Origin of the sequence: Pseudoalteromonas sp. MEBiC 03607 (genome assembly GCF_004792295.1) — a bacterium.
Taxonomy (GTDB): Bacteria; Pseudomonadota; Gammaproteobacteria; order Enterobacterales; family Alteromonadaceae; genus Pseudoalteromonas; species Pseudoalteromonas lipolytica_C.
Genome location: NZ_SRRY01000001.1, coordinates 2,388,435 through 2,411,049 on the forward strand (window position 1 = coordinate 2,388,435; position 22,615 = coordinate 2,411,049).

22 protein-coding genes are annotated in these 22,615 nt (G+C 37.9%); 4 read left to right on the forward strand and 18 right to left on the reverse strand.

All coding sequences use genetic code 11. The features are described 5' to 3' along the window. Positions 1 to 62: 62 nt before the first annotated feature. The 13 genes from E5N72_RS11000 to E5N72_RS11060 form a co-directional block, all read right to left on the reverse strand. Entirely contained in the window at positions 63 to 1,520 is a 1,458-nt protein-coding gene (locus E5N72_RS11000) for a SpoIIE family protein phosphatase (RefSeq protein WP_135924559.1), read from the reverse strand. Between the two features lie 8 nt (positions 1,521 to 1,528). Next, positions 1,529 to 2,227, reverse strand: a complete 699-nt coding sequence (locus E5N72_RS11005; RefSeq protein ID WP_135924562.1) for an AAA family ATPase — start codon at positions 2,225 to 2,227, stop codon at positions 1,529 to 1,531. Then, on the reverse strand, positions 2,224 to 4,293 hold the full coding sequence (locus tag E5N72_RS11010) for an SLBB domain-containing protein (protein WP_135924564.1): 2,070 nt from the start codon (positions 4,291 to 4,293) through the stop codon (positions 2,224 to 2,226). The genes E5N72_RS11005 and E5N72_RS11010 overlap by 4 nt, the downstream gene beginning before the upstream one ends. A 4-nt stretch (positions 4,294 to 4,297) precedes the next feature. Continuing rightward, a complete protein-coding gene (locus E5N72_RS11015) occupies positions 4,298 to 5,152 on the reverse strand; it encodes an OmpA family protein (RefSeq protein ID WP_135924566.1) in 855 nt (284 codons plus the stop codon). 8 nt (positions 5,153 to 5,160) lie between these two features. Further along, a complete protein-coding gene (locus E5N72_RS11020) occupies positions 5,161 to 5,481 on the reverse strand; it encodes an STAS domain-containing protein (RefSeq protein WP_135924568.1) in 321 nt (106 codons plus the stop codon). A 159-nt stretch (positions 5,482 to 5,640) separates the two neighbouring features. After that, positions 5,641 to 7,452 (reverse strand): sugar transferase, encoded by a 1,812-nt coding sequence (locus tag E5N72_RS11025; RefSeq protein ID WP_135924571.1) that lies wholly within the window; start codon positions 7,450 to 7,452, stop codon positions 5,641 to 5,643. Between the two features lie 9 nt (positions 7,453 to 7,461). Beyond that, a complete protein-coding gene (locus E5N72_RS11030) occupies positions 7,462 to 8,541 on the reverse strand; it encodes a glycosyltransferase (protein WP_135924574.1) in 1,080 nt (359 codons plus the stop codon). Beyond that, entirely contained in the window at positions 8,538 to 10,013 is a 1,476-nt protein-coding gene (locus E5N72_RS11035) for a GNVR domain-containing protein (protein WP_135924576.1), read from the reverse strand. Before E5N72_RS11035 ends, E5N72_RS11030 begins: the two co-directional genes overlap by 4 nt. Positions 10,014 to 10,184: 171 nt before the next feature. Continuing rightward, positions 10,185 to 11,321: a glycosyltransferase gene (locus E5N72_RS11040; protein ID WP_135924578.1), complete on the reverse strand. Its 1,137-nt coding sequence runs from the start codon at positions 11,319 to 11,321 to the stop codon at positions 10,185 to 10,187. Then, the gene (locus E5N72_RS11045) at positions 11,318 to 12,028 is read right to left on the reverse strand and encodes an acyltransferase (RefSeq protein ID WP_135924581.1); all 711 of its coding nucleotides are present in this window, start codon (positions 12,026 to 12,028) and stop codon (positions 11,318 to 11,320) included. Before E5N72_RS11045 ends, E5N72_RS11040 begins: the two co-directional genes overlap by 4 nt. Continuing rightward, positions 12,021 to 13,385 (reverse strand): O-antigen ligase family protein, encoded by a 1,365-nt coding sequence (locus E5N72_RS11050; protein WP_135924583.1) that lies wholly within the window; start codon positions 13,383 to 13,385, stop codon positions 12,021 to 12,023. Before E5N72_RS11050 ends, E5N72_RS11045 begins: the two co-directional genes overlap by 8 nt. Next, a complete protein-coding gene (locus E5N72_RS11055) occupies positions 13,369 to 14,787 on the reverse strand; it encodes an oligosaccharide flippase family protein (RefSeq protein WP_135924585.1) in 1,419 nt (472 codons plus the stop codon). Before E5N72_RS11055 ends, E5N72_RS11050 begins: the two co-directional genes overlap by 17 nt. A 9-nt stretch (positions 14,788 to 14,796) precedes the next feature. After that, on the reverse strand, positions 14,797 to 15,948 hold the full coding sequence (locus E5N72_RS11060; RefSeq protein ID WP_135924587.1) for a glycosyltransferase: 1,152 nt from the start codon (positions 15,946 to 15,948) through the stop codon (positions 14,797 to 14,799). Positions 15,949 to 16,170: 222 nt separating this feature from the next. Between E5N72_RS11060 and E5N72_RS11065 the strand changes: the two genes are divergently transcribed. Then, positions 16,171 to 17,088, forward strand: coding sequence for a glycosyltransferase family A protein (locus E5N72_RS11065; protein WP_135924590.1), 918 nt, complete (start codon positions 16,171 to 16,173; stop codon positions 17,086 to 17,088). Further along, on the forward strand, positions 17,085 to 17,486 hold the full coding sequence (locus tag E5N72_RS11070; RefSeq protein WP_135924592.1) for a response regulator: 402 nt from the start codon (positions 17,085 to 17,087) through the stop codon (positions 17,484 to 17,486). The genes E5N72_RS11065 and E5N72_RS11070 overlap by 4 nt, the downstream gene beginning before the upstream one ends. Here E5N72_RS11070 and E5N72_RS11075 read toward each other — a convergent pair. The 4 genes from E5N72_RS11075 to E5N72_RS11090 form a co-directional block, all read right to left on the reverse strand. Next, positions 17,462 to 18,373 (reverse strand): endonuclease/exonuclease/phosphatase family protein, encoded by a 912-nt coding sequence (locus E5N72_RS11075; RefSeq protein ID WP_135924595.1) that lies wholly within the window; start codon positions 18,371 to 18,373, stop codon positions 17,462 to 17,464. The two genes, E5N72_RS11070 and E5N72_RS11075, sit on opposite strands and share 25 nt — an antisense overlap. Before the next feature lie 145 nt (positions 18,374 to 18,518). After that, positions 18,519 to 18,953: an acyl-CoA thioesterase gene (locus E5N72_RS11080; protein ID WP_135924597.1), complete on the reverse strand. Its 435-nt coding sequence runs from the start codon at positions 18,951 to 18,953 to the stop codon at positions 18,519 to 18,521. 5 nt (positions 18,954 to 18,958) lie between these two features. Further along, positions 18,959 to 19,777 (reverse strand): M23 family metallopeptidase, encoded by an 819-nt coding sequence (locus E5N72_RS11085; protein WP_135924600.1) that lies wholly within the window; start codon positions 19,775 to 19,777, stop codon positions 18,959 to 18,961. Next, positions 19,770 to 20,627: a 6-carboxytetrahydropterin synthase gene (locus E5N72_RS11090; RefSeq protein WP_135924602.1), complete on the reverse strand. Its 858-nt coding sequence runs from the start codon at positions 20,625 to 20,627 to the stop codon at positions 19,770 to 19,772. Before E5N72_RS11090 ends, E5N72_RS11085 begins: the two co-directional genes overlap by 8 nt. A gap of 207 nt (positions 20,628 to 20,834) precedes the next feature. Between E5N72_RS11090 and fabA the strand changes: the two genes are divergently transcribed. Next, positions 20,835 to 21,350, forward strand: a complete 516-nt coding sequence (gene fabA / locus E5N72_RS11095; protein WP_054553819.1) for a bifunctional 3-hydroxydecanoyl-ACP dehydratase/trans-2-decenoyl-ACP isomerase — start codon at positions 20,835 to 20,837, stop codon at positions 21,348 to 21,350. A gap of 78 nt (positions 21,351 to 21,428) precedes the next feature. Here fabA and rmf read toward each other — a convergent pair whose 3' ends face one another. Then, positions 21,429 to 21,599 (reverse strand): ribosome modulation factor, encoded by a 171-nt coding sequence (gene rmf / locus E5N72_RS11100; RefSeq protein WP_036968408.1) that lies wholly within the window; start codon positions 21,597 to 21,599, stop codon positions 21,429 to 21,431. Between the two features lie 374 nt (positions 21,600 to 21,973). On the opposite strand from rmf, the gene E5N72_RS11105 reads away from it, so the two are divergent. Then, complete coding sequence (locus E5N72_RS11105) at positions 21,974 to 22,606, forward strand: TetR/AcrR family transcriptional regulator (RefSeq protein ID WP_135924605.1); 633 nt, start codon at positions 21,974 to 21,976, stop codon at positions 22,604 to 22,606. The last annotated feature ends 9 nt before the right edge of the window (positions 22,607 to 22,615 follow it).

Below are 22,615 nucleotides of genomic sequence, written 5' to 3' on the forward strand. Positions count from 1 at the left end.
ATTATTTTACAGTTCCTTACTAGTAGCTTAGTGCTTAATTGGTGACTTTGTAAACTCTATATTTAGTGTTTATTGATGACAATTAAAGATGCATCATCAACTTCGTCTGATAGTTTAACTTGGCTTGATTGCCAAAGCTTATATGCAAATTGTTCACTGTGAAGATCTTCGGCCGGTAAATTTGCTATGTGTTGACCCACCTCATTAAAATGTTGGTTGTCTAACCAGCCATCAGTAAATAGTAAAATATGCTCAACATCACTCAGGTCATATTGGTAATGTGAGTAGTGATGTTCATCACTTAAACCAAGTAAAGGGTCTGTTCCAGTTAACTGTATTAACTGCCCTTTTTTAGTAATAACACAAGGAGCAGGATGACCGGCATTGAACCAATGGAATGTGTTGTTTTCTATAAATGTTATTAATAAGGTCACTAAACTCGATTTACACAGTCGTTGTTCACAGAGTGCTGTGTTTAAGGTGCTAAGAACATTTTGTAAGGGGATCTCTGTGGCCAAACAGCCACTCAAAAAACCTTTAATGGCGAAGCTTTCTTTTAAAGCTGTAATGCCATGCCCCATCATATCTCCTAAGATAACTGGCTTTTGTGGCTGGTGGGGATATAAACAGAAATCGCCACCATTTTGTGAAATAATCGAGCCAAAATTATAGGCGGTATGATCTGTTAAGCTACGCTGTGTTTGCATTCGCTCTTCGTTAATTAAATATTTTAACGCAGAGAATCGATGAACAATTCGTTCAATACTTTGTAGTAATCTAGTTTTTGTTACGGGTTTAACTAAGTAGTCATCAACCCCTAATAAATTTATCCGTTTAATAAGTTCATCACTATCATCTCCGGTTAGCATGACTACTGATAAATTTGTTTTTATATTTGACTGATTTAATTTTTTTAATAATGGCTCACTTGTGCCATTTTTTAGTTTATGGTCAAGTAACAAAACCGTTGCGCCCGATGTAAGTAGCTCTTGCCAACCTGACTCTATATCTTCACAGCAAATTACCTGAAAGTGGTTGCAAAGATAAGCATTTAGCAAAGCTAACTGAGATTTGTCATCATCGATATAAATCAGTGTTGGTCGTTTATCAATGTTTGATAAATGAAATGAAAAGGTATTTTTGTGCTTCTCTGATGTGTACTTAGCATTTGGGAAGTAGTGCTTAATAAGCGCTACACCCATACCACCTTCTACTAACTCACCACTTTCTAGATGCCAATCAGAGCTATGATTCTCAAACAAATTATAGCTTGGCATTGCATCAGTGAACTCTATAAGCAATTTATTTTTAGGTAATTTATACATTGAAAACTGCAGCTTTTTATCACTTTCCTCGCTATGACGTAGCAAGTTTGTTAGGTACTCAGTAGCAACCAAGCCGGCAGCATCAATATCTTGATTTTTAACACTTATAGCTGTTAATACATGTTTTAGAATATGGCGGATCTCACTAACAATAGGCCAATCTAATTGAAATGATTTTTGATATAAACAATCCATACAAGGCCTCAGTAAGGAACAAATAACCAACGTTGTTTGATCACTTTATTAATTAAAAAATTAGTGAGTGTTGGCCACTTTTGTTGGTATTTATTGAGTGTATTTAAAATACGACTACCAAGCGGTGCAAACTGATGTTGAGCAACAACAATTTTTATATTTTTTATCCCCGCATTGTTTAAATTTGCGACCCCGTGACACAGCGCCTCTTCATTGTTGTAACCAAGTGATACTGTCAAAAAGGTTAATTCAGTACACAGACTTAATGCATGCAGCGGCACATTACCTCGGTTACGTTTCAAGGCCGGGCTCATATCTAAAAAAATAAAATCGTACTCTTGCTTTATTCGTTCAATCGCATCATTGAGTACTGTTTTATTTTTTACCGATTCCAGCTCTTTTAGGTGCTGCATGGTTAATAAATCAACATAATCAGTATTAATAATATTAAGCTGACAAGATATATCACTAAAACACCATGATTCTGCTTTTGTTTGCGAATTCAATTTAAAAGGGTTTAAAGGGTTCAAGTCGATAATTAGTACTCTTGAACCTTGTAAACTTAAACGTCTAGCAACACTTGCACACAATGACGTTGACCCTTCATTGCCTGTTAAAGAAATAAAACAAATGCAACGTGCTTTAGCATTATCTATTTCGTTACACACAGCTTCTAGTTCTTGGTATTGCGCAGGAATTAATTTCATAAGCCCACCACTAAAGCTAGCACAGTAATAAAATCTAAGAAGTTTGATTTAAATTGACTCATTAAGTCTTGCCCTTTATCAGGGACATAAAGTGTATCGCCCGCTCGAAGAACTGGTATATAGGCTGAGTTAGGGTTTTTCACAAACTCTTCTAAATCAAATACTCTTGATTGCTCTTTGCAGCAAGAGTGGTTCACAACCACGATTTTGTCGATGAGTGCTGAACTTGATGGACCGCCTGCCTCTGCTAAAACATCAAGCACTGTCATGGTATCGTCAAAGCTATAGCGTCCTGGTTTTTCAACTGCGCCCATGATTCGAACAACTTGCTCTTTAGGTGTACGTAACCAGTCTTTGTTTTTTTCTGGGATATAAATGGTGTCGCCAGGTAAAACATGGGGAAATAATGTTTCATCGCCGGTTTCAAAATACATTGCAAGGTTTAACCTGCTAACTTTAGCCGTATTACCATTACGATGAGTAATACGAATATTACGTAGGTCTGCATTATCGGTCGGGCCATCAGCTGCAGCCAAAATATCAATAAAGTGCATGTTGGTATTAAAAGCATATCGACCAGGTGAACCAACCTGCCCCATAATATAAATTGATTTTCCAGACTCTTGGCGGATCCACTGTGATTTGTTGTCTGCAGGGTCAACAGGTAACTCTTCAACTATAATGGTATCACCCGCTTGTAAACTCGGTAACGCATGCTTTTTAGCGCCACTAATTGTGTATTGCTCTAAATCAAAGCGTTTTGTCACTTCGCCATTTCTAACAATTTTAATGTCGTTTATATTGGCCCCTTTTGTTGGGCCGCCGGCATGGGCGAGTAAATCTGTAAAATCCATTTCTTGACTCCACTCATAGCGTCCTGGTGACATGATCGCACCAATGATTTTAATTGCTCGCTTAGGTGGAACCTTTAACCAGCTTTTCTCATTTTGATCGGTTTTCTCTGGTACAAAAATTACATCACCCGGATTTAAGTTAGGTACTTTTGCGTTAATAAGGCCTTCACTGTAGCCTTGTAAATCAAATAAGATGCTTTCACCTGCGGGAGTAAGAATTTTTATCTGGCGTGTTTCTGCAAAGCGTGTTGGCCCTCCAGCATTAGCAAGAATATCTAAAAAGCTTGTATTTTCTGCGGCTTCATAGGCACCAGGCTTTTGCACCTCTCCCATGATGTACACGGTTCTTGATGTGGTATTCACATCATCGACCATAATTGGTACATAGATAGTAGAGCCCGCTTTGAGCTCTGGCATGGTATCGTTGCTTGGTTTATCTAAGTATGCTTTTAGATCAAATACCACTGGGGTTTTATCAACAATGACGCGAATTTTAGTTACATCAGCATAGCGAGTTACGCCTTCTGCACGCATTAATGCATCTAGCACACTCATATTTTCTTTAAAAGAGAAACTACCCGGGTTGTGCACTTCACCCAATAAAGTAATCGCACTGTTATCGCTCGCATCGCCAGAAGCACTTAATGTTTGAGCATCAAAATCAATTTGTACATTACCTAATAGCGGAGAAACAGGCACAAATACAGTATCAGCGCTTTGTAAGCTGGGTAGTAAATCTATGTTGCCTGAGTCTAGATACGCTTTATAGTTGAACTCTATAACTTCATTTGCACGGCGGATTTGTAAGCGGTCTAGTTGGGCGCCGGGTTTTAAGCCCCCAGCTCTGGCTATTACCATTTGAATGTTACCGTCGTTTGGAATACTAACTTGTGAAGGTTCATTCACATAACCCATTACATTAATAAAGATATCGCGCGAATGTATTTCTACATAAAAATCATCCATTGCAACAAAGACTTCACTGAGTGATTTTTTGAGCTGTGCTTCAATTTCTTTAAGTTCTAAGCCCGCCACATTAAAACGACCCAGCTCAGGCAGTGTGATAGAGCCATCTTTATCTACCTCAAATGGTTGAGAAAAATCAGCTTCACCAGGTAAATAGACGAAAAGCTTATTGCCCACTTTGATTTCTTCAGCAGCCACTGTGGTTGCGAAAAAAATTAAACAAAGTAATAAAAGTAATTGTTTCATGGTATTACTCCTTAGGCCCGTTTAAGATTTTCGTCCAACTAGATAATGCAGGATGTTGCTCATTTGCTTTTTCGTCACCCTTGTCGATAATAATCGCGTTCACACGTCTATCTGAATGGCGCTTAAAACTTGAATCAGGTTGTTCGCTGTAAGGCGATAAACTTCCTTGCGTTAGGGTGGTCATAGTTGCAGGGTTTACACCATAAACACCCAGCCAATGTTTCACTGTTTCGGCGCGTTTAAAAGCCAGTTCATAATTTGTTATTTGCTGACCACTAATATCAGCATGACCGACAAGCAATAACTCAACATTTTTCACTTGTTTAATTAGATCAGCAGCTTGTGCTAAGCGTGAGAGATACTTCGGCGTTACCTGAAAGTCGTTTAACGAAAATTGATTATCGCTATTCAAAAGCTCTGTGATCTGTTCTTTTAGAGAAACACTCATTGGTTCTTCTGCTTTTGTTGCTACACCGCATTTAGTCAAAGCATTAACCGTCTCGAAGTGTTTAGTTAGTTGATTTAGTCCATGGTAATGAACGAGTAAATCATGCTCGGCATCAGCCCACATTTTAGCCGCAATGAGTCGACGAATGCGGTTTTCATATATCTGTGCTTTTAATAATTGAGCAGGCATACATTGTTGAATACCTTGTGCTTTTAGTAAATCAAGTTTGAGTACATGATGTTCAAACTCACTAAGTACAATGGTTTCCTGTGTATCGTAAATAAGCTCGTTTTGCTCATCGGTTAACGGGTAGTTCTGATATTTTTCAGCCCAGCCGCCTTGCCCTTCATCAGGCCAAGAAGCACATCCACCTAACGTGAGCAAAATTATGATAAAGAGTGTGTGCTTCATAACTCACCTCAAGCTATATCATTTTGTTCAATGAAAGGGATTGTTTTGTCTACTCTTAACAGACTCATTAACTTATGAGGCTGACCAGAGACATTAAGTAATGACAGCTTTTGGCCTTTCTTCTCAATGCGTTTATATAAAAAGACCATCGCACCTATACCTGATGAGTCGATAAAAGTTGTTTCACTAAAATCGAGTACAACGTTGGTTTGTTTACCTTGTGCTACTTCTTCGAATTGATCTTTAAAGCCGTCTACTGCAAGGCCCGAAAAATCATTTGGGAGTGTGATGTATTTACTGTCTACAGATACTTTTGTGTTGTTAGCCATGATCTTCTACCTTTGTATTTGGTTAGTCATAGTTAACAGTACAACTACAGTGCCAGTTTATAACGCATTGATTTATATATCAATAAAGGCTGGCTGATGCATAATGCAAACATTTTTGATAGCAAAAATTGCATTATGCAACGTAATTTGCAGAACCTGTTATTGTCCTTTACCTGTGAAAACAACAAGTAAGGTTCGCAGGATAATTGATAATTCTAATTTTGCCCATGCAACAGGAGAAGACATACTCAATGAATAAGCGTAATCCCAACCTATCTTACTTCTGGCGTCTTCTATTGTTTCGTCGTATCCGTTCATTACTTGTGCAAGACCTGAGATACCCGGTTTCACCCCGTAAGTACGTTGACAAAAATAGGGAATATCTTTTTCCAGTTTGCCGTAGAAAACTGGGCGTTCAGGTCGAGGGCCTATTAAAGACATCTCTCCTTTAAGAACATTAAAAAGTTGCGGAAGCTCGTCGATACGGGTTTTACGCATAAAACGGCCAACCGCTGTTATTCTTGGATCATCTTTACTTGCCCAAACAGCACCTGAGTGTGACTCAGCATCAACAACCATAGAGCGAAATTTATAAACGTAAAAAAGCGACACAAATTCATCTGAGCTTTCGCCCACTCTCAACTGTTTAAATATCACTGGGCCTTTTGAGGTAAGTTTAATTACAACAGCAGTTATTAAGCAGATTGGCCATACAAGCGTGAGAAGTGCTAGCGCGCCAACAATATCAATTGTGCGTTTTATTATTTTAACTAGCGTTTTGGTTGAGGCCTTACGAATTGACCTAACCCGTTTCCAAGGTTTGTTAAAGTAGCCAAATTCGTAGCGAATGATTCCCCACAATGCTAAGAAGTAGCTATTTAATATATAGTTGATCTTATCAATCAAAGGTATAGGTGTTGTAATTTGGCAAGTTGCTTTGACTATATGTGTAATGTGTAAAGACGCTATAGCTGTTGCAAGAGCTTGTGCCCACAATGTGTGTGCAATAAATGCCTCAAAAAAAATGCTGGCATAGATAATGGCTAGAATAATAGGCATTACACCACGCAGAACTTTATGAGAAAAATAATTAAGAAAAGTCCAACCTAAACGAGGATTTAACAAAATCATTAAGGCTTTAATTTGTTGCCAATTTCCGGCGCCTAAACGTACGCGGCGGGTGTAATCATCGCTTTGTGAATCGCAATCACGTTCGTATATCACAACGTCTTCGTCGAGTACCGCCTTGCCCCCTTTGCCCAATACTTTCATCGATAAAACAAAATCGTCATTTATGGTGTTTTGTTCAAGTTCAAACGCATCGCTTGAGCGCATAGCGAACATAGCACCAGGGACACCAATAACAGCACCAAGGTTCGATTCTGATTTCTTAATTTGATTTTGGTAATGCCAATAAACCTTTTGTGACTCAGGTGCATCGTCATCCAATGTGTACACACCGGTTAAAATACTGATAGAGGGATTAACAAAATGCTCTACAACTTTATCGAGCACATCAATGCTTAATAAGGCACTGACATCTGTAAAAAGTAGAATATCGTTTTGATATTTTGCAATGCCCATCAGGGTATTCAAGCCTTGTACTTTTCCCATATTCTCATCGCGAATATGAAAAAAGCACTGTACTCCTTGGCTATGAAGCACTTGTTGAGCTTGCATTGCCTGTTCTATCGTGTTGTCTGTACAGCCATCAAAATAAACATGGATTGAATAGCGACTGTTATCATAAATTAATGAGGCTAGGTTATGGAGCTTCTCAGCAATGTGCTGCTGTTCATTGTAAGCGCACATTAAAATCGCAATTTTTGGTTGATACTTATCAGCACACTCTTGCTGTGTAGTTGGTTTTAACTTTCTTGAGGCAATCAGTTTTAACAAAATTGGGTAACCGATATGGTGATATATAACAACACACACCAAGGTAATAAATAGAAGCGTAACAAATGTCATACTAACCTCCTACATCAGCAGTGCTGAGTATAAATTATCGTATTTACTGCTCATTGTTCGTGCATCAGCAACCTTAATAGCATGGTGACGGATACAGAGTCCCCGCGGTAAAGTACAAGCTCTTTGAATTGCAGGAGCAAGTTGATTAAAGTCATTAACACTGACAAGTTCACCTTGCTCTGGAGTAACGACTTCATGAATGCCTCCCACATCACTGGCCACAATTGGAATACCACATGCCATTGCTTCAATTATTGAAAGTGGAAGGCCTTCGCGTTGAGAGTACAAACACATCACATCAATACTTGAATAAAATGCACGCATATCATGTACATTTCCCAAAAAATGAACCCGCGAAGTTAAGTGCAAGCTTCTTACCAAATTTAATAAATACTCTTTTTGGTCTCCATCTCCTGCAAATACCATATGAAAATCATCGGGTAAGTAGCGAAGTGAATGAATCATATCTTTATGACCCTTCCCTTCTATAAGTCTTGCTGCGCAGCCGATTAACCTAACATTATTTGGTAAGTTGAATTGTTCACGAGCTGCTTTAGCATCAATAGCCATAAAGTTTTCGCAATCTATGCCATTTAAAATAGTGTGCTCGGGTATAATCGCAGTTTTGGCTCTAAATTCGTCTGCAACAATGCGTGCGTCAGCAACCCAATATATATTAGTTAACGAATCTAATAACTTTGTAAAAGTGCGTTGCTTTGTATTAGTGAGGTACCATGCGTCATGTATTGTTGAAATATGCCCTACTGAACCTTGCGATAACGAACTTGCTATACCCGCATAAATCAATGGCCCAATGTGGTGGCTATGTATTATGTCGATATCATGCTCTTTGATTAGACTTTTGATTTTAGCTATAACAGATAAACTGATCCCTGGCTTTTTATCTAAACAAATGACGCGATGACTGAAAGGCTCAAGCTCAGGCCACTGTTCAAATGCAGTATTTCTATCCCCCTCAAGCGAAACAATAATACTTGAATGCTTAAATTGACTGTTTTGAAGCAGCGTTATTGCCATTTTTTCTAAACCACCTACCTGTAAGTGCTGAACTAAATGCATAACATTCATGATTTTTCTCCTTCAATAATGCCGGTTATTTCCCCGTTATTGACGATAGGAAGTATTGTTACCACCTCAGTGTTAGTTAACTTTTCAATGGTTTGCGTGTCTTTTAAATGGCTATCACAAAGGGCTGCAACAAACACACTTGCACCACCTGTAAATATTCCTAAGATAAGACCTACAATTGCAGTCATCATAATTGAGGTATTTATTGGTTGCGTTGGGCTATATGCGCGTTCAATTGTCTTAACTTTGTCAGGGCCTTCATATTTAACGAGCTTGCCGGTCACTTTGGCCATTTCGTAACGACTGAGCATATCTTTGTATAGTGATTGTTTTACTTCATAGTCACGCTCGAGTTTACGTAATTGCTTTTCAACATCACTGGTCACTAATAAACGATCGCTCACTAGCTTCACTTGCTCTTCTAACATGGCAAACTCTTGCTCTTGCTGTAGTAAGTTGTTGCGTGCCTCTTCAAGTGCTAACAGTTGAGAAACCAATACACTTGATTCTTTGTTATCTTGAGAAGGTAAGGTGTTCACTAACTGCCAAAGCTGATCGATATTTGTTGTACTTAACTGTTCGCTTTTCTCTAGTAATGCTTGTTGACGGCTTTTTAAATTAACGAGGGTACGTTTTTTCTCGATGATTTTGCTGTGCTTATCGGTATAGCGAGTGCGCAGCAAACTGAGTTCTGATTCTGTACGGATTATTTTTTCTTCTAAGTTTCCTAAAATAGGATTTGCTTGCCCTACTTTACTTACCAGTGCGTTAAGCTTTGCTTTTGCACCAGATAGAGCAATCATTTTTTGTTGTTTTTCAGTTAGTAAGGTATCAAATGTTTGCCGGTTACTATGAAGCACGGCTGGTAAAGTATTACTGTTTTGACTTTTAAATTCTGCTAGTGCTTCTTCTGAAGCCTCTAATTCTTCACGTAGACTATCAAGTTGTATGTAGAAAAATTGCTCAGACGTATCCAGAGAAGCTTTAGTTGGAGCAAGTAAACGCTCTATAAATTTTTCAACGACCTTTTCAAGCACTGGCTTCATTTGTGCTTGGTTATGCCAAATAAAGTTGATGCGGACCAGCTCATCACCAATCAAAGATAAAGATAAAGCCTTAGACAACTGTTGATGTATTTCTTCAACCTGTTTATTGCTGGCATTTTCAGGGATTAATTGTGTTTCTTTCGCTACAGAGATAAGTACTTTGCGACTGATAACTAAGGTGCGTAACGCTGCAATACGATCTGATAATTGAAATGAGAAAGATAAGTCATCTAAATATGGGTTAAGTAGTGCAGATTCTTCGATTAAAATAGTTGCATGATTGCTGTATTGTTTTTGTGCAAATAAAGCAAGCACAATCACGACGAGTGGCACAATACAAAACGGGATTATAAAAAGCTTAATACGCGTGTATAGCGCATAAAGTCCTAAATATAGTAACCGTTTGATTTGCTCTTTTACTAACATGATTTACCTATTGCTTTGCATTTTGCAAAATGTTTGGGTTATTGATTGCAAATTGAAAATAAATAACCCTGATACATTCATTTAATTAGTAAGTTGCAGGTCTCGAGCCAAAATGCAAAAAGTTGCATGTTGTAGCTATACAAGATGCAGCTTTTAGGTTTTACGATTAAATCAGCAAAATCTTAGTTGTTTACAAACTAACGTGGCTTTTGCTTGCCAACTATGATTATTAGCTTGCTGAGATTGATTAGTTCGCCAGTTTAAGTTTTGCGATTTACTTAAGCTAACTGCATAGTCAATTCGATCGATAAAACCTTGATGGGTGTCTGCTATTAAGATGGTCTCACGATAAGGATTAACCGCAGCAAAGCGTGTTGTGACGATTGGTGTGCCTGTGGCTATGTATTCTTTTAACTTGAGTGGATCACAAGATCTTATCTGCTCATTATCAACAAACGGTAAGATCGATACTTGCCAATGCTGTGAAAATGAAGCTAAGCGATGATGCTCTACAGCCTTTATATGAGTTACATTGTCCAACTTGAGTAGCTCTGAGAAATCTTCTATGAGGTGTCCTATTAACACTAATTGATACTCAGGCCTCTCTTTAGCAAGAGTCAACAATAAGGCTTTATCAAGCCAAGCATTTAAGGAGCCATAAAAACCAATCATTGGTTTGCTTATTTGCTCAAGTTCTCTGGCTTTTGCTGTTTGCGTAGTAAAAAGTGCTAAATCAACCCCATGAGAAAGCATTTTCACTTTGGATTTTGGCATTTTGTTGGCAAGTCGCTCGCTAACAACATAGATAGTATCTGCTTTTTTGATAAGTTCTCTTTCAAATGGCGCAACCATTTTATGATCAACACCAGCCAGTGCTAAGAAGTCATCACCACAATAGTAAATTACTTTATCTTGCTCTCTTGGAGAGATTAAACTAATTGCTGTTGGCACACTTAACCAATACACAATTGGCTCATCACCTATCAAACCTTTTTTATTAAAAATCCACTTATTATATAACCTTACAATAAGGTTATCGTGCCAAGGTAAAACAGCTAATGTGTGCGCTGTTAAATCTAAATTGAGGCTATGATCAGTTGTTTTAGCATTTGGGCTTGAGCGCTTTGATAAAAAAAGACTTTTTAATTTATTAAAAACTCGTTTCACATCAATCAAGCGAAATGTTGGTTTGCGCATCCCAATCGAGTTAATCCAAATAACCTGATGCTGTTTTGCTAGTTGTTTGAATAGATGCTGTGTACTACTTGGGTGACTTTGCCAATCTTCGCCGAATACAATAAATTTCATAGCGAATCCTTAAGCTGTTTAACAACTTTTGCTGGGTTACCGGCAACGATAGTGTTTGCAGGTACATCTTTAGTTACGACAGCACTTGCAGCAACAATAGCCCCTTCACCGATTGTTACTCCTGCAAGTACAGTTGCACCAGTACCAATCCAAGCGCCTTGTTTAATAATGATATCGCCTACTTGGCACTCATCATCAGGCTCACCCTTTGCACGTCTTTGTGAATTTAATGGGTGACCAGGAAACCCTGCTAGAAACACCCTACCAGCAAGACGCACATCGTCCTCTAGAATGATATTACGCCCCACTGAAAATGCGTTTTGCCAGCCAATATCAACATTACTGCCAATTATTAGCTTAGGTGTGTATTCGCCCTGACTCCGCCCACAAAATGTTGTAATACCACTAATGCGCGTATTATCTTTACAACTAATTTCGAGTTTGCCTAATATTTGTGGCATTCCTGAATAAAGATATAAATTAGCTTTAGTGCCTTTAATTTGGCTTTTAAATAACGGTGTGTAATAAAAGATACGTGCCATCTCGCTAACCGTTGTGCTAATAAGTAAATGCAGCTTAAACAGCAAAGAATGTACACCGGGGATCACCCAAATTTGCGGATTGCGAATAGCTTTTGCAAATTGAAAAAGTGATTTTGCAAATGGGCTGTCACTTGATTTTAACCAATGTTTAAGTTGTTCACTCATGTGCGTTCTCCCGTTGTCTATCCATTACCAGCTTTTCTAAGGCAATTGTTAAAGCAAGGATTATATAAATAGGCCATGTAAATGCTTGAGTTAAAAAGGTTCCAGACACCATAAAGCCAATTAATCCGCCTTTTAACGCTTTCGCATTTACCGCTATTTTTTCATCATTTAACTGCGTATTTATCAAAAATACTCGGTTTAAACTGCGGTAAATACAGGCAATCACTAATATGAAAATGCATATGCCAACAATGCCTGTTTCACCTAAAACTTGAAACCATGTACTGTGTACTGCATGATTCTTGCCATCCCAATGGGGGCTGTAAAAATAGTAATTAACAACAAAATTATTAACCCCAACACCCGTTAATGGGTTATGAATCGCCATATTGATCGCTGCTTGCCATGCATAGATACGGCCCATAGCAGATTCATCAACTCCGCCTTCATGTGAACCACCGCTTTGCCTATCAGCAATACCAGCAAAAGCCACCATAGCAAGCATTCCAAAAGCGCCAATACAGGCTACAACTACGGGGTTCTTAACTTTTTGATAAATAAAGAAGCTAATCACTGCTGCAATACCGAGTAGTCCGCCTCGACTTTGAGTCGCAATAACGCCGCTAATAGCAATCACTAAGCAAATTAATGCAATTATTCGTCTGACTTTATGCGCACTTGTATCAAACACTTCTGCTGCTAAAAACGACACAGGGAACATCATTACCAATGATAAGTCATTGGGATCGCCTAATTGCGAACGCAGTTCACGTGAGATTGTCACGCGTGTCCCTTCTACTAAACCAATCCCATTCATTTTGTTACTCAGTGCCACTAAGGCTATGGCAGCACCAGAAATCATGATGCCAATTCTGACTGCATTAAAATGTTTAAGTGATGTCATCCACCAAGAAATTGCAAAGACCATTATGAGCACTTTAGTTAAAACGCCACTCCAGTACTCCATCGCAAGTCCACGATTAGACGCACTGAATACACACACGGTTAGCCAGACAAACCATAAAAAGAACACAAGGTGACTTGTTTGCCAGTGAGGCTTAAGTTTTTGAGAAATGAAAAGATGCCAAACAATACCAAGCAACGATGCAAGTGCTAGCAGCTTTGGTATTTTAAAAGGCATTAATATTGGAAATGCCTCATGGAGTCTAAAGTAACTAAACAGGATGAATAATATAATAAATGCAACACTGACTTTTACCGCAGTGAAGGCAGCGAATGGCAGAAGCAACAAAGCAAATACAGCAATTGGCCCTACCGTTGCGTATGTTACTGCTACAGCAAAAGTAATTAAAATGCCATTTATTAAAAGCGTATTTTGTTTATAGTAATTGAGCATAATCATGCCCCTTAACTAGCTTTTTAATGACAGGTAAAAATAGTGACTTATATTGGAAGGCTAATCCGGTAATGTAAAAGACAAGAATAAGCCCTTTAGCTGTTAGTGAACTTTCAAATTGCAGTGTTACAAAGGTTATTGATACTAATGCAATCCAACTTGGGATAACAGCAAAAAAATCTAGCTGCAAAGGCTCAAGATGTTGACTCAAAATGTAAAAACACACTAATTTAAAGCTTTGCATGATAGCTAAAGCGGCTATTACGCCTTCAACTGCAAAACGTGGCACCAGGAAATACAGTAAAGTTAACCCTAAACATGCAGTTAGCAAATTAACAACAGATACATACACACCATTTTTATGCATGTAACAACCAATATTTAAAATGTCACTATGATGTCTGATAGCAACAACTAGTATTAGCAACACAAGCCATTCGTCATGCCCATGATAGTGAGTTGGTAATACAAAATTAAGTAGTAAAGGCGCAACAATGGCCATTATAACGCACAATACAAGACCCGTATTCAGAGACAAAATAGCATACTGTTGATACTGTAATTTGTTTGTTTTGATAAGGTTAAAGCGTTTAGCAAACCACCATAGTCTAATTGGCTCAAAGGTGAATGAGGTTATAATTGCAAACTGAGCCGCGACATAATAAATAGCTAACAATTTTTCATCGAAGTAAGCAACAATGAACCAATTTTCTGCACCATTACCTGCATAAACAAACAACCCCGATGAAATTATAGAAAGTAAAAACACACCCTGAGATTTTTTGATTCGCCAACTAAACTCTGCGTAGCTAACTTTTATTGCATCAGCAATATCATGAACAGTGAAAGCTAAAATAATTAGGGTGCACACAACTCCTGAAATCATCACGCCGGTGATATTATAGCCAAGCACTAATAAAGTAATTGTTAAACAGGTTTGAATCAGTGCATGAGAAACGCTGTAAAAACAATACTTTTGCGCATGATCAAATAGTCGATAATAGGTATAAGGAATACTTAATATGGCTGCTAGCGCAAGATTTATTATTAATAACTTGAGATCTATCAGCTTGATATTGGCGGGTAATGCTTTGATGATATCTTCTGAAAAAACAAATCCAAAAAGAATGAACATTAGACAGAACAATAGAATTAAGATTAAAGCGTCACGGAACAATGCCATTTTTTCTTTAAAAGAATCATATTGTTGCTTTAGCAATAACTCAGGTAACCCTAATGAAACGACCAGAGAACATAATGCAGACAGTGTTACTAGGAAGTTTAATTGACCAAACTCCTGTTGTTCTAAAAGGCGAGTTGTAATGGGTAAAAGTATAAAACCCATTCCTTTTACCGCAAAAATTGCACATGCAAAGTAGCCTATTTGCTTTAAGTTACTCATGGTCGTTCCTTATAAAGATTCAACCCATTGTGATAACCGTTCTGCCTGTTTTATTGCGTTATAGTTTAGATTTACATGCTGTTTAGCATTTTGACCTAGCATATAACGCTGATGAGGAGAGAGTTGGTGGAATTTAAATAGCATTTTGCTAATAGCAGAAATGCTCCCAGGCATGCATTTCATTCCAACTTGGGGTGTGACAATTTCGTTTGCCCCCATTAAGGTGGTGGTGAGTACAGGTAAACCAGAGGCCATAGCTTCTTTTAACACTAACGGACCTGTATCCCTATCACCGTTTTCTGCAATACAAAATGGTGCGATAAGAGCTGAATAGTAAATTAGGTTTTCGCTGACCCAATCATGTGGTTTTTCACCTAAAAACCGGACAGACTTTCTAATTCCTAACTCTTCAGCCATAAAGATTAAATCGTTCAACATAGGGCCATCACCAACAATATCAACAGTGATCCCAAGCTCTTTCGGAATTTGCCTCAAAGCAGGTAATAAAAACTGCAAACCTTTTTTTTCGACTAACCGCCCTATAAAAATTAGCCTGACGGACTCATTAAGTGATGTGGGGCTATGATTAAATTGACTGGTATCGATACCACAATGCAGTAACTTAACGTTACTGTCAGAAAAGCGCTTAAATTGCATAGCCATTTCTTCACAGACAGCTATCGAAAAATCACAAAATGCGAGTTTAGGTTTTAGATCAGCACTGTTTACATAAACATCATGTCCGTGGCCAATTGATGATACTGTTATATCAGCAAGTTTCGCTGCGACAATGCCATAAGCAAGTGGCCCATGCATAAAATGACAATGTAGATGATCAATCTTTGCCGCTTTTATATAACGTGCAATTTGATAACCGTACGCAAGTAATGATTGAGTTGAAATTGATTTAAATTGAGCTGCAGTGTGAGCTGCTTTTGCTAACTTATAAATATTTAGCATTGAAGGAAATATTGATTTAAACGCTGGTTTAGTGATTTTTTTCACTTCAATAGCGCTGGTTAAGTTAATCAACACACTGGTTTTTTCGAAGGTTAACACCGTCACCTTGTGCCCTGCGTTTAACAGCGCTTTTATTTCTGTTACAACAAAGGTTTCTGATGCAATCGGAAAGCTTGGGACTAATATAGCAATGTGCTTCATAAAAAAACGCTCCTACAAAAACGGTTATAAGAGCTATGGCAAGTTCCATACCCGACAAAAAAGCCGCTAAATTCCCGAAATGAGATAAAAACATGCTTAGCATTTGCAAAATGCAACGCACAAAGAGAAAAGACTTAGTAATTTAACAGAAAATACAGATTTAAAGCTGGCGTCTAAATTGCGTATCCTTTAATACGTGAAGAAATGCTTTTGGAGCATATTATGAACAGCCAAGTCAGTATTATCATTCCAAACTACAACTGCTTGCAGTATTTAGATACTTGTATTAACAGCATTTATCAGCAAAAAAACGTTCAGTTCGAGATCATTATTGTCGATGATGGCTCCACTGATGGCAGTATCAACTACCTACAACGACTTGCCGCTGAAAAAAATGAAGTACGGATTTTTAGTCAACAACGAAAGGGCGTTGTTGCTGCTCGTAACCTTGCAATTACACAAGCAAAGTCAGAGTACTTAGCTTTTTTAGATGCCGATGATTATTGGTCTGCTGATAAGCTTGCTAGTCAACTTGCATTCCATCTAAAACATCCTGATTGTGTGTTAAGTTTTACTGACTATATGCATTTTAATGAACAGAACGAGGACATTATTGGTTGTTTCGACTATTGGCCTGAATTTAAATGCAATAAAGAAAGTAAAGATTTCCAATTACTTGAAAACCCAATCAGCCAAATGATCACCACCAATATTGTTGGTACATCATCAGTAATGGTTAAACGTTCAGCCATTGTTGATGTGGGTGGTTTTGACAATAAGTTAAGTAGCGCTACAGATTTAGATTGCTGGTTAAAATTAGCTAAACGAGGTTATGTTGCCTACTCAACACAGTGTGCAATGCACTATTTAATGCGCGCCAATTCTATTACAGCAAATAGAGAAAACCGTTTAGCGGCCATGGTCGAAATAATTAATCGTAACCAATCTGTTGTATCAAACAATGAACTTAAAAGAATCAAAGCGAGATTAAGTGAATGCTATGGTGAATTTTATAGGGAGCTTGGTTACTACTCAAAGGCATTAGCCTACTCTTACAAAGCGTTTTGGTTATTTCCACATAAACGAAATTTTAAACATGTTTTGTATGATTTAAGGCATTTACTTGGGGCTCAATCATGAAAACAACCATTGTAATCATTGATGATGATGAAGCTATATTACGTGCCCTATCGCGTTTACTATCACAAGACCATGTTGTTGTATGCTTTAGTGACCCATGTGCAGCGATCAAATATACAAAATTAAATAATGTAAACTTAGTTATATGTGATTTACTAATGCCAACGTTAAACGGTTTAACTGTACTTAAAGAAATTCGCCAGATCCAACCACATTGCTCGCGAATGCTACTTACAGGTTATGCTGAGTTAGAAGCAACTAAACATGCGATATATAAAAACATTGCCAATATCATCACAGCAAAGCCATGGGATAATTTTGAGTTAACAATGGTAATCAATCTTTTGATAGAAAATAGCTTTCTACGCGCTAATCAATATGTCGAAAAAGAAAGTTGATAGCTTAGTAAATGGTGATCACTACCTTTGATGACTTGCGTGTGTACTCCAGAAAGTCGCGTTCCTTGGCTAACAAAACAATTATCAATTGGTAAACCCGCTAACGAAATAGCCAATTTATTTTCAACAGCAGACCAACTTGCATAGTTACGGCCTTGCTGAGAACAACTGTTGTTATGATTTAAAAAATAACGTGACCAAGGCACAGTATTAAAATCCCCGGCTATAAACCAATGCCCTTTTAATTGAAGCATTTGTTGATCAACTTTCGATAAAAGATAATTTCTTTGCTCCCATAAAAGCTGATTTCTGGGTGATGGCGGATGCAGTAAAATTGCGCTCACGACTGTATCTTTGAACAAAAAGTTAAGTTTTACAAAACCTAATTTTGGGTTATCTAAATACTTAATTTGTTTATGGATAATTGGATGTTTTGAGATAACAATAATTCCAAATGGCGCCCCTTCAACTTCAGCATAGCCAAATAAATGATAACGTCCTTTAAGTTCACTAAGTAGGTGACGCTGTGTATCATTAAATTCAAACAAAATGAGTATATCGTTGTCGCTATTAACTAGCTGAGTATTAATTATGTCGGTTAAGTATGGATTACTATAATGGACGTTTGCTTGCGCTATTTTTATATCACCTGGTTGAGAGTCAGCTTGATTAAAATAATTGTAATGATGAAAGATCAGTACCGTACTGAATACCACGCACACAGCGCCCAATTTCTTAGCCTTATGAACACAAGCCATTGCAAACAGCAAGCTAAACGCAAGCATTTGCCCTCTTAATGAGGCGATAAGATCAAACCAATAGTTATCAACTTGGTTAAAAGCCAATATAAGTATGCAACTGTATAAAATAAAAAGTATGAAATTCATCGACTCCCCCTTGCTGAATTTATAGTTGCATAATTCATTCCTTGCTGAGCTTTTATTTACCCCAAATATTGTATGATGTGTTCTTAACCTTATAAATAATAAGTACCCATAGGTACTTATTACATTAAAAATATTTGTCGATTAGTTAATCGAAACCGTTGATCATTTTTTCGCAAACAACCGGTGTTGGTCTATGGTTATCATCAACAGCTACAAAGGTAAAGCTACCAGAAATAGCCAAGTGCTTATCATCTTTATGCATTCTTTCTAAGAAAATCTCAACGTCTACTTTAAGGCTGGTATTACCTACATGTACAACTTTTGAAATAAGCTCAGCAAATGTTCCAGCAGGAATAGCTTCTTTAAAATCCACACGGTCAGACGAAATCGTTACAAGTGGCTTTCTACAAAAACGCGTAGCAGCAATAAAAGCCACTTCATCCATCCAAGCTAATGCATCACCACCAAATAAAGTATTATGGTGATTAGTACGGCCAGGAAAAACAGTTTTTGTTACTGAAGTTGTTGAATCAGCAATACGCTTTGCAATAATAGCGTCACGATCGATTTGTTGTGTCATAGTCTCTACTTTTCATTAGCTAATGTGTCTTGCATCATTAGCGCAGGGTCAAGGCGTTCATTCTTCCAATTAAAACGCCAGTCTAAATGAGGGCCAGTTACGCGTCCGGTCGCGCCGATCTCCGCAATTTTATCGCCACGCTTAATTTCATCCCCTACTTTGACATCTAATTTGCTTAAATGAATGTAAGTAGAGGTAACGCCATGGCCATGATCAAGAATTAAGGTGCCGCCTGAGTAATATAAATCTGCATCAGCAAATACCACAGTGCCACTTACAGGGGCATATACTGGAGTGCCTGTTTTATTTGCAATGTCTAAACCAAAATGCGGTCTGCGTGGCTCACCATTAAAGTAGCGCTGGCTACCATAAACACCCGAGATACGGCCGGTTGCTGGTTTATAAACAGGGTCTAAAAAGTATCTTAAGTCAGAATTAACTTCGCGGGCTTTACGTACAGCAACAGCTTCACGGCTAATACGCTCAGACACTTCTTTAGGTGGCGAAACATATTTTTTTGCAACACCAGTTATTTTATCAATTTTATAGTCACGCTTGGTGATTGTAATTGCTTGCTCGTGGCTCACACCATTACTATCAACCCAAGAAAGATTGTGATTTGTCTCAGCATCACGACCAAAACCAAATACAAACTCACCATTTTCTGAAAGCTTAAGTTTCTCACCATTAAAACTAACGCTTTTAGCACCTTCAATTTGGCCTGTTACTAAACCGCCTTGGGTTAAATGTCCTTTTAATTCAACAGCACTTGCAGTAAGTGAGAACAGCCCTGCAAACGCTGCTACTAGTAATCCTTTACGCATAACTGATTGACCCTTTGCCAACACCTTCATAAGCAGTAATTTTTACCTCTGATTCAGGGTATTGGTTTTTAACTTGAGAACTTAAGTAGTCTGCAATGCATTCAACAGTGGTATCGCAAGGTAAAATGTCGCAGCGAGACTTATCAATTGCCATTTCAAAATAGCCTTGCTGTGATGTATACGCAAAACACACATCGTTGTCTTGTGCAGTTACATGTTTAAGGTCTGCTTTGTTAATTTCATCTTCAGCAGTGGCTAAATAAATGTCTTCCCATTTATCTGCCCACTCTTTTTGTAAGCGTGGCATAGCCATACCATCAAGGCTAATGCCAATTTGCGAACGATGACCATGAATAATACGCTGGCAATTACCATCATGCTTTTTAAGGCCATGGCTGTAATGATAGTAAAAGCTTTGGCTATGTTCTGGGTATAAATTGATTTCGATCTTTTCGATGTTACTAGGTAGCTCAGGCATTATCGTTTTAATCAAAAACTCAGTTACTGATTTTTCGTCAACAACATCCGCATCAATTAAGCAAAATGCTTGGTTAGGAGCACTCATTGCTAAGTGATAATTATCACCAAAATGGCAATCTAGCACGCTATGCTCAGCATGCTGTGTTAGTGAACCGTTTAATTTGGCAGGCACTGCAAGTTTGTGGTCGATACAGTTATCAATAATGCCCTTGATTTGCTTTTTAACTAAGCCAAAATCAAGCACCATCGACTCATCATTTAATTGGCCATGCAGAGTTAAATCCACAATCCAGCTCTCGCCAACTGCGCCGCGTTTATTACACAAGTAAGAAAAATCAATCACTGTCAGTGAGTTTACAAAAAGGATCATAAATTTCCTTTAGACTGGTTAAAGAATCACAGCAATTATAATGATTTTTACTTCACAATGCGCGGTTTTATCTCCCTTTATCGGCTACAGTTTAATTAAATGGTCATAAAACAAGCGAAAAATAGTAAATAATTAACTGCTCCGAGTTGTTTAGCGTACAAGTGTACGCTAAAGTACGTGGCAATTTCTAAGCGATGAATGAGAGTTATGGAACCTAAAAACAGCTATACAAAAGAAGAATTGGTCCTTTGTGGTCAAGGTGAAATGTTCGGTGAAGGCAACTGTCGTTTACCAAGTGACAACATGCTAATGATGGACCGCATTATCTCTATCACTGCTGACGGTGGTGAGCACGGTAAAGGTCAAATTGTTGCAGAACTAGATATCAACCCAGATCTTTGGTTCTTCGACTGTCACTTTAAAGGTGACCCTGTAATGCCAGGTTGTCTTGGCCTTGATGCTATGTGGCAATTAGTTGGTTTCTTCCTTGGTTGGTCTGGTGGTCCAGGTCTTGGTCGTGCACTTGGTGTAGGTGAAGTTAAATTCACAGGTCAAATCTTACCAACAGCTAAAAAAGTAACCTATCGATTAGACATGAAACGTGTTATTAAACGTAAATTATTCATGGGTATGGCTGATGGTACTGTTGAAGTAGATGGCCGAGTAATCTATGAAGCAAAAGATCTTAAAGTAGGTCTTTTCCAAGATACATCTGCGTTTTAATCTTTAATTTAAGATACAAAATAGTAGATACAAAAAAGCCCCTAAATGGGGCTTTTTTGCGTAAATAAGGTGCCTATATTAAGTTTTAAACATGTTTCGGTTTTCAATGGCTTCTCGCCAGCCACCTAACCACTCAGATTTAGGGTCGATTTGTTGATAAGGGCATTGTTCTTTGGAACGGCCTGCCAAGCCTGCTTTATAACCTTGAGAATGAGCTCTTTCTAAACGATCTCTTTTCTGTCTCTTCATAGGTAATATCCTCACCTTTTTATATTTATAGATATGTAGCGAAATTGACATCTACATTTAATGAATAGTTAATAAAACTGTTAAATTCAAATAGCAAAAAGCAATTAAATAAATTGACAATAACTAACGTGCTGATGCTCAAATGAATTAACATTTAAAATGACTAAGTGGTCGTACCTCTTTAACTAAAACCATCTATTAATACACTTAAATTCAGCTAAAAACGATACAGCTCTTTTAGCTTCAGTATTTGTGACCAACATCATTTGTGCAAAGTTCCCAATTTAATTGTAATCATGACAAATTTATGATGATTACAATTTAAGCAATATAGTTCTTGCATATTAAAAACTGATCGGTCTAATATAGTCGGTATGGAAACAAATAACTCTGTGCCAAGCCGTCGTGGCAGGCCACCAAAAATAGCACGTTCAAATGCAGATACTCGTGCCCTATTAATTAATACCGGGTTAGCGGTATTAACCGAAAAAGGCTTTAGTGCAACCGGCATTGATTTAATATTAAAATCAGCTCAGGTACCTAAGGGCTCTTTTTATCATTACTTCAAAAGTAAGAATGATTTTGGCTTAGCACTCATTGATGCTTACGACAGCTATTTTCAGGCAAAGTTAAAACGCCACCTAAACAACGATTCAACAACCCCTCTTGAGAGGATTGTGCTATTTGCCAATGACGCCAAACAAGGCATGGCAAAGTTTGAGTTTAAACGCGGCTGCTTAATTGGCAATTTAAACCAAGAGCTCAGCTATCTTGATGAGCCAATGATTGATCGTATTAAACAGGCTTACACCAGCTGGCAAGCTTTAATTGAGCAGTGCTTAATCGACGCCAAGCAGCAAAAACAAATACCTCAAGTTTCAGATTGTAAAATGCTTGCTGAGTTTTTCTGGATTGGCTGGGAAGGCGCAGTAATGCGCTCTAAACTTGATAAATCAAGTGAACCACTTACCCTTTATACAGCACAATTTTTACGATTAATTTTATAAAGCCGTTTT

Bases quoted from the DNA above. Each gene is read 5' to 3' on its own strand.
- E5N72_RS11000 (WP_135924559.1), bottom strand. From the start codon at position 1,520: ATGGATTGTTTATATCAAAAATCATTTCAATTAGATTGGCCTATTGTT.
- E5N72_RS11005 (WP_135924562.1), bottom strand. From the start codon at position 2,227: ATGAAATTAATTCCTGCGCAATACCAAGAACTAGAAGCTGTGTGTAAC.
- E5N72_RS11010 (WP_135924564.1), bottom strand. From the start codon at position 4,293: ATGAAACAATTACTTTTATTACTTTGTTTAATTTTTTTCGCAACCACA.
- E5N72_RS11015 (WP_135924566.1), bottom strand. From the start codon at position 5,152: ATGAAGCACACACTCTTTATCATAATTTTGCTCACGTTAGGTGGATGT.
- E5N72_RS11020 (WP_135924568.1), bottom strand. From the start codon at position 5,481: ATGGCTAACAACACAAAAGTATCTGTAGACAGTAAATACATCACACTC.
- E5N72_RS11025 (WP_135924571.1), bottom strand. From the start codon at position 7,452: ATGACATTTGTTACGCTTCTATTTATTACCTTGGTGTGTGTTGTTATA.
- E5N72_RS11030 (WP_135924574.1), bottom strand. From the start codon at position 8,541: ATGAATGTTATGCATTTAGTTCAGCACTTACAGGTAGGTGGTTTAGAA.
- E5N72_RS11035 (WP_135924576.1), bottom strand. From the start codon at position 10,013: ATGTTAGTAAAAGAGCAAATCAAACGGTTACTATATTTAGGACTTTAT.
- E5N72_RS11040 (WP_135924578.1), bottom strand. From the start codon at position 11,321: ATGAAATTTATTGTATTCGGCGAAGATTGGCAAAGTCACCCAAGTAGT.
- E5N72_RS11045 (WP_135924581.1), bottom strand. From the start codon at position 12,028: ATGAGTGAACAACTTAAACATTGGTTAAAATCAAGTGACAGCCCATTT.
- E5N72_RS11050 (WP_135924583.1), bottom strand. From the start codon at position 13,385: ATGCTCAATTACTATAAACAAAATACGCTTTTAATAAATGGCATTTTA.
- E5N72_RS11055 (WP_135924585.1), bottom strand. From the start codon at position 14,787: ATGAGTAACTTAAAGCAAATAGGCTACTTTGCATGTGCAATTTTTGCG.
- E5N72_RS11060 (WP_135924587.1), bottom strand. From the start codon at position 15,948: ATGAAGCACATTGCTATATTAGTCCCAAGCTTTCCGATTGCATCAGAA.
- E5N72_RS11065 (WP_135924590.1), top strand. From the start codon at position 16,171: ATGAACAGCCAAGTCAGTATTATCATTCCAAACTACAACTGCTTGCAG.
- E5N72_RS11070 (WP_135924592.1), top strand. From the start codon at position 17,085: ATGAAAACAACCATTGTAATCATTGATGATGATGAAGCTATATTACGT.
- E5N72_RS11075 (WP_135924595.1), bottom strand. From the start codon at position 18,373: ATGAATTTCATACTTTTTATTTTATACAGTTGCATACTTATATTGGCT.
- E5N72_RS11080 (WP_135924597.1), bottom strand. From the start codon at position 18,953: ATGACACAACAAATCGATCGTGACGCTATTATTGCAAAGCGTATTGCT.
- E5N72_RS11085 (WP_135924600.1), bottom strand. From the start codon at position 19,777: ATGCGTAAAGGATTACTAGTAGCAGCGTTTGCAGGGCTGTTCTCACTT.
- E5N72_RS11090 (WP_135924602.1), bottom strand. From the start codon at position 20,627: ATGATCCTTTTTGTAAACTCACTGACAGTGATTGATTTTTCTTACTTG.
- fabA (WP_054553819.1), top strand. From the start codon at position 20,835: ATGGAACCTAAAAACAGCTATACAAAAGAAGAATTGGTCCTTTGTGGT.
- rmf (WP_036968408.1), bottom strand. From the start codon at position 21,599: ATGAAGAGACAGAAAAGAGATCGTTTAGAAAGAGCTCATTCTCAAGGT.
- E5N72_RS11105 (WP_135924605.1), top strand. From the start codon at position 21,974: ATGGAAACAAATAACTCTGTGCCAAGCCGTCGTGGCAGGCCACCAAAA.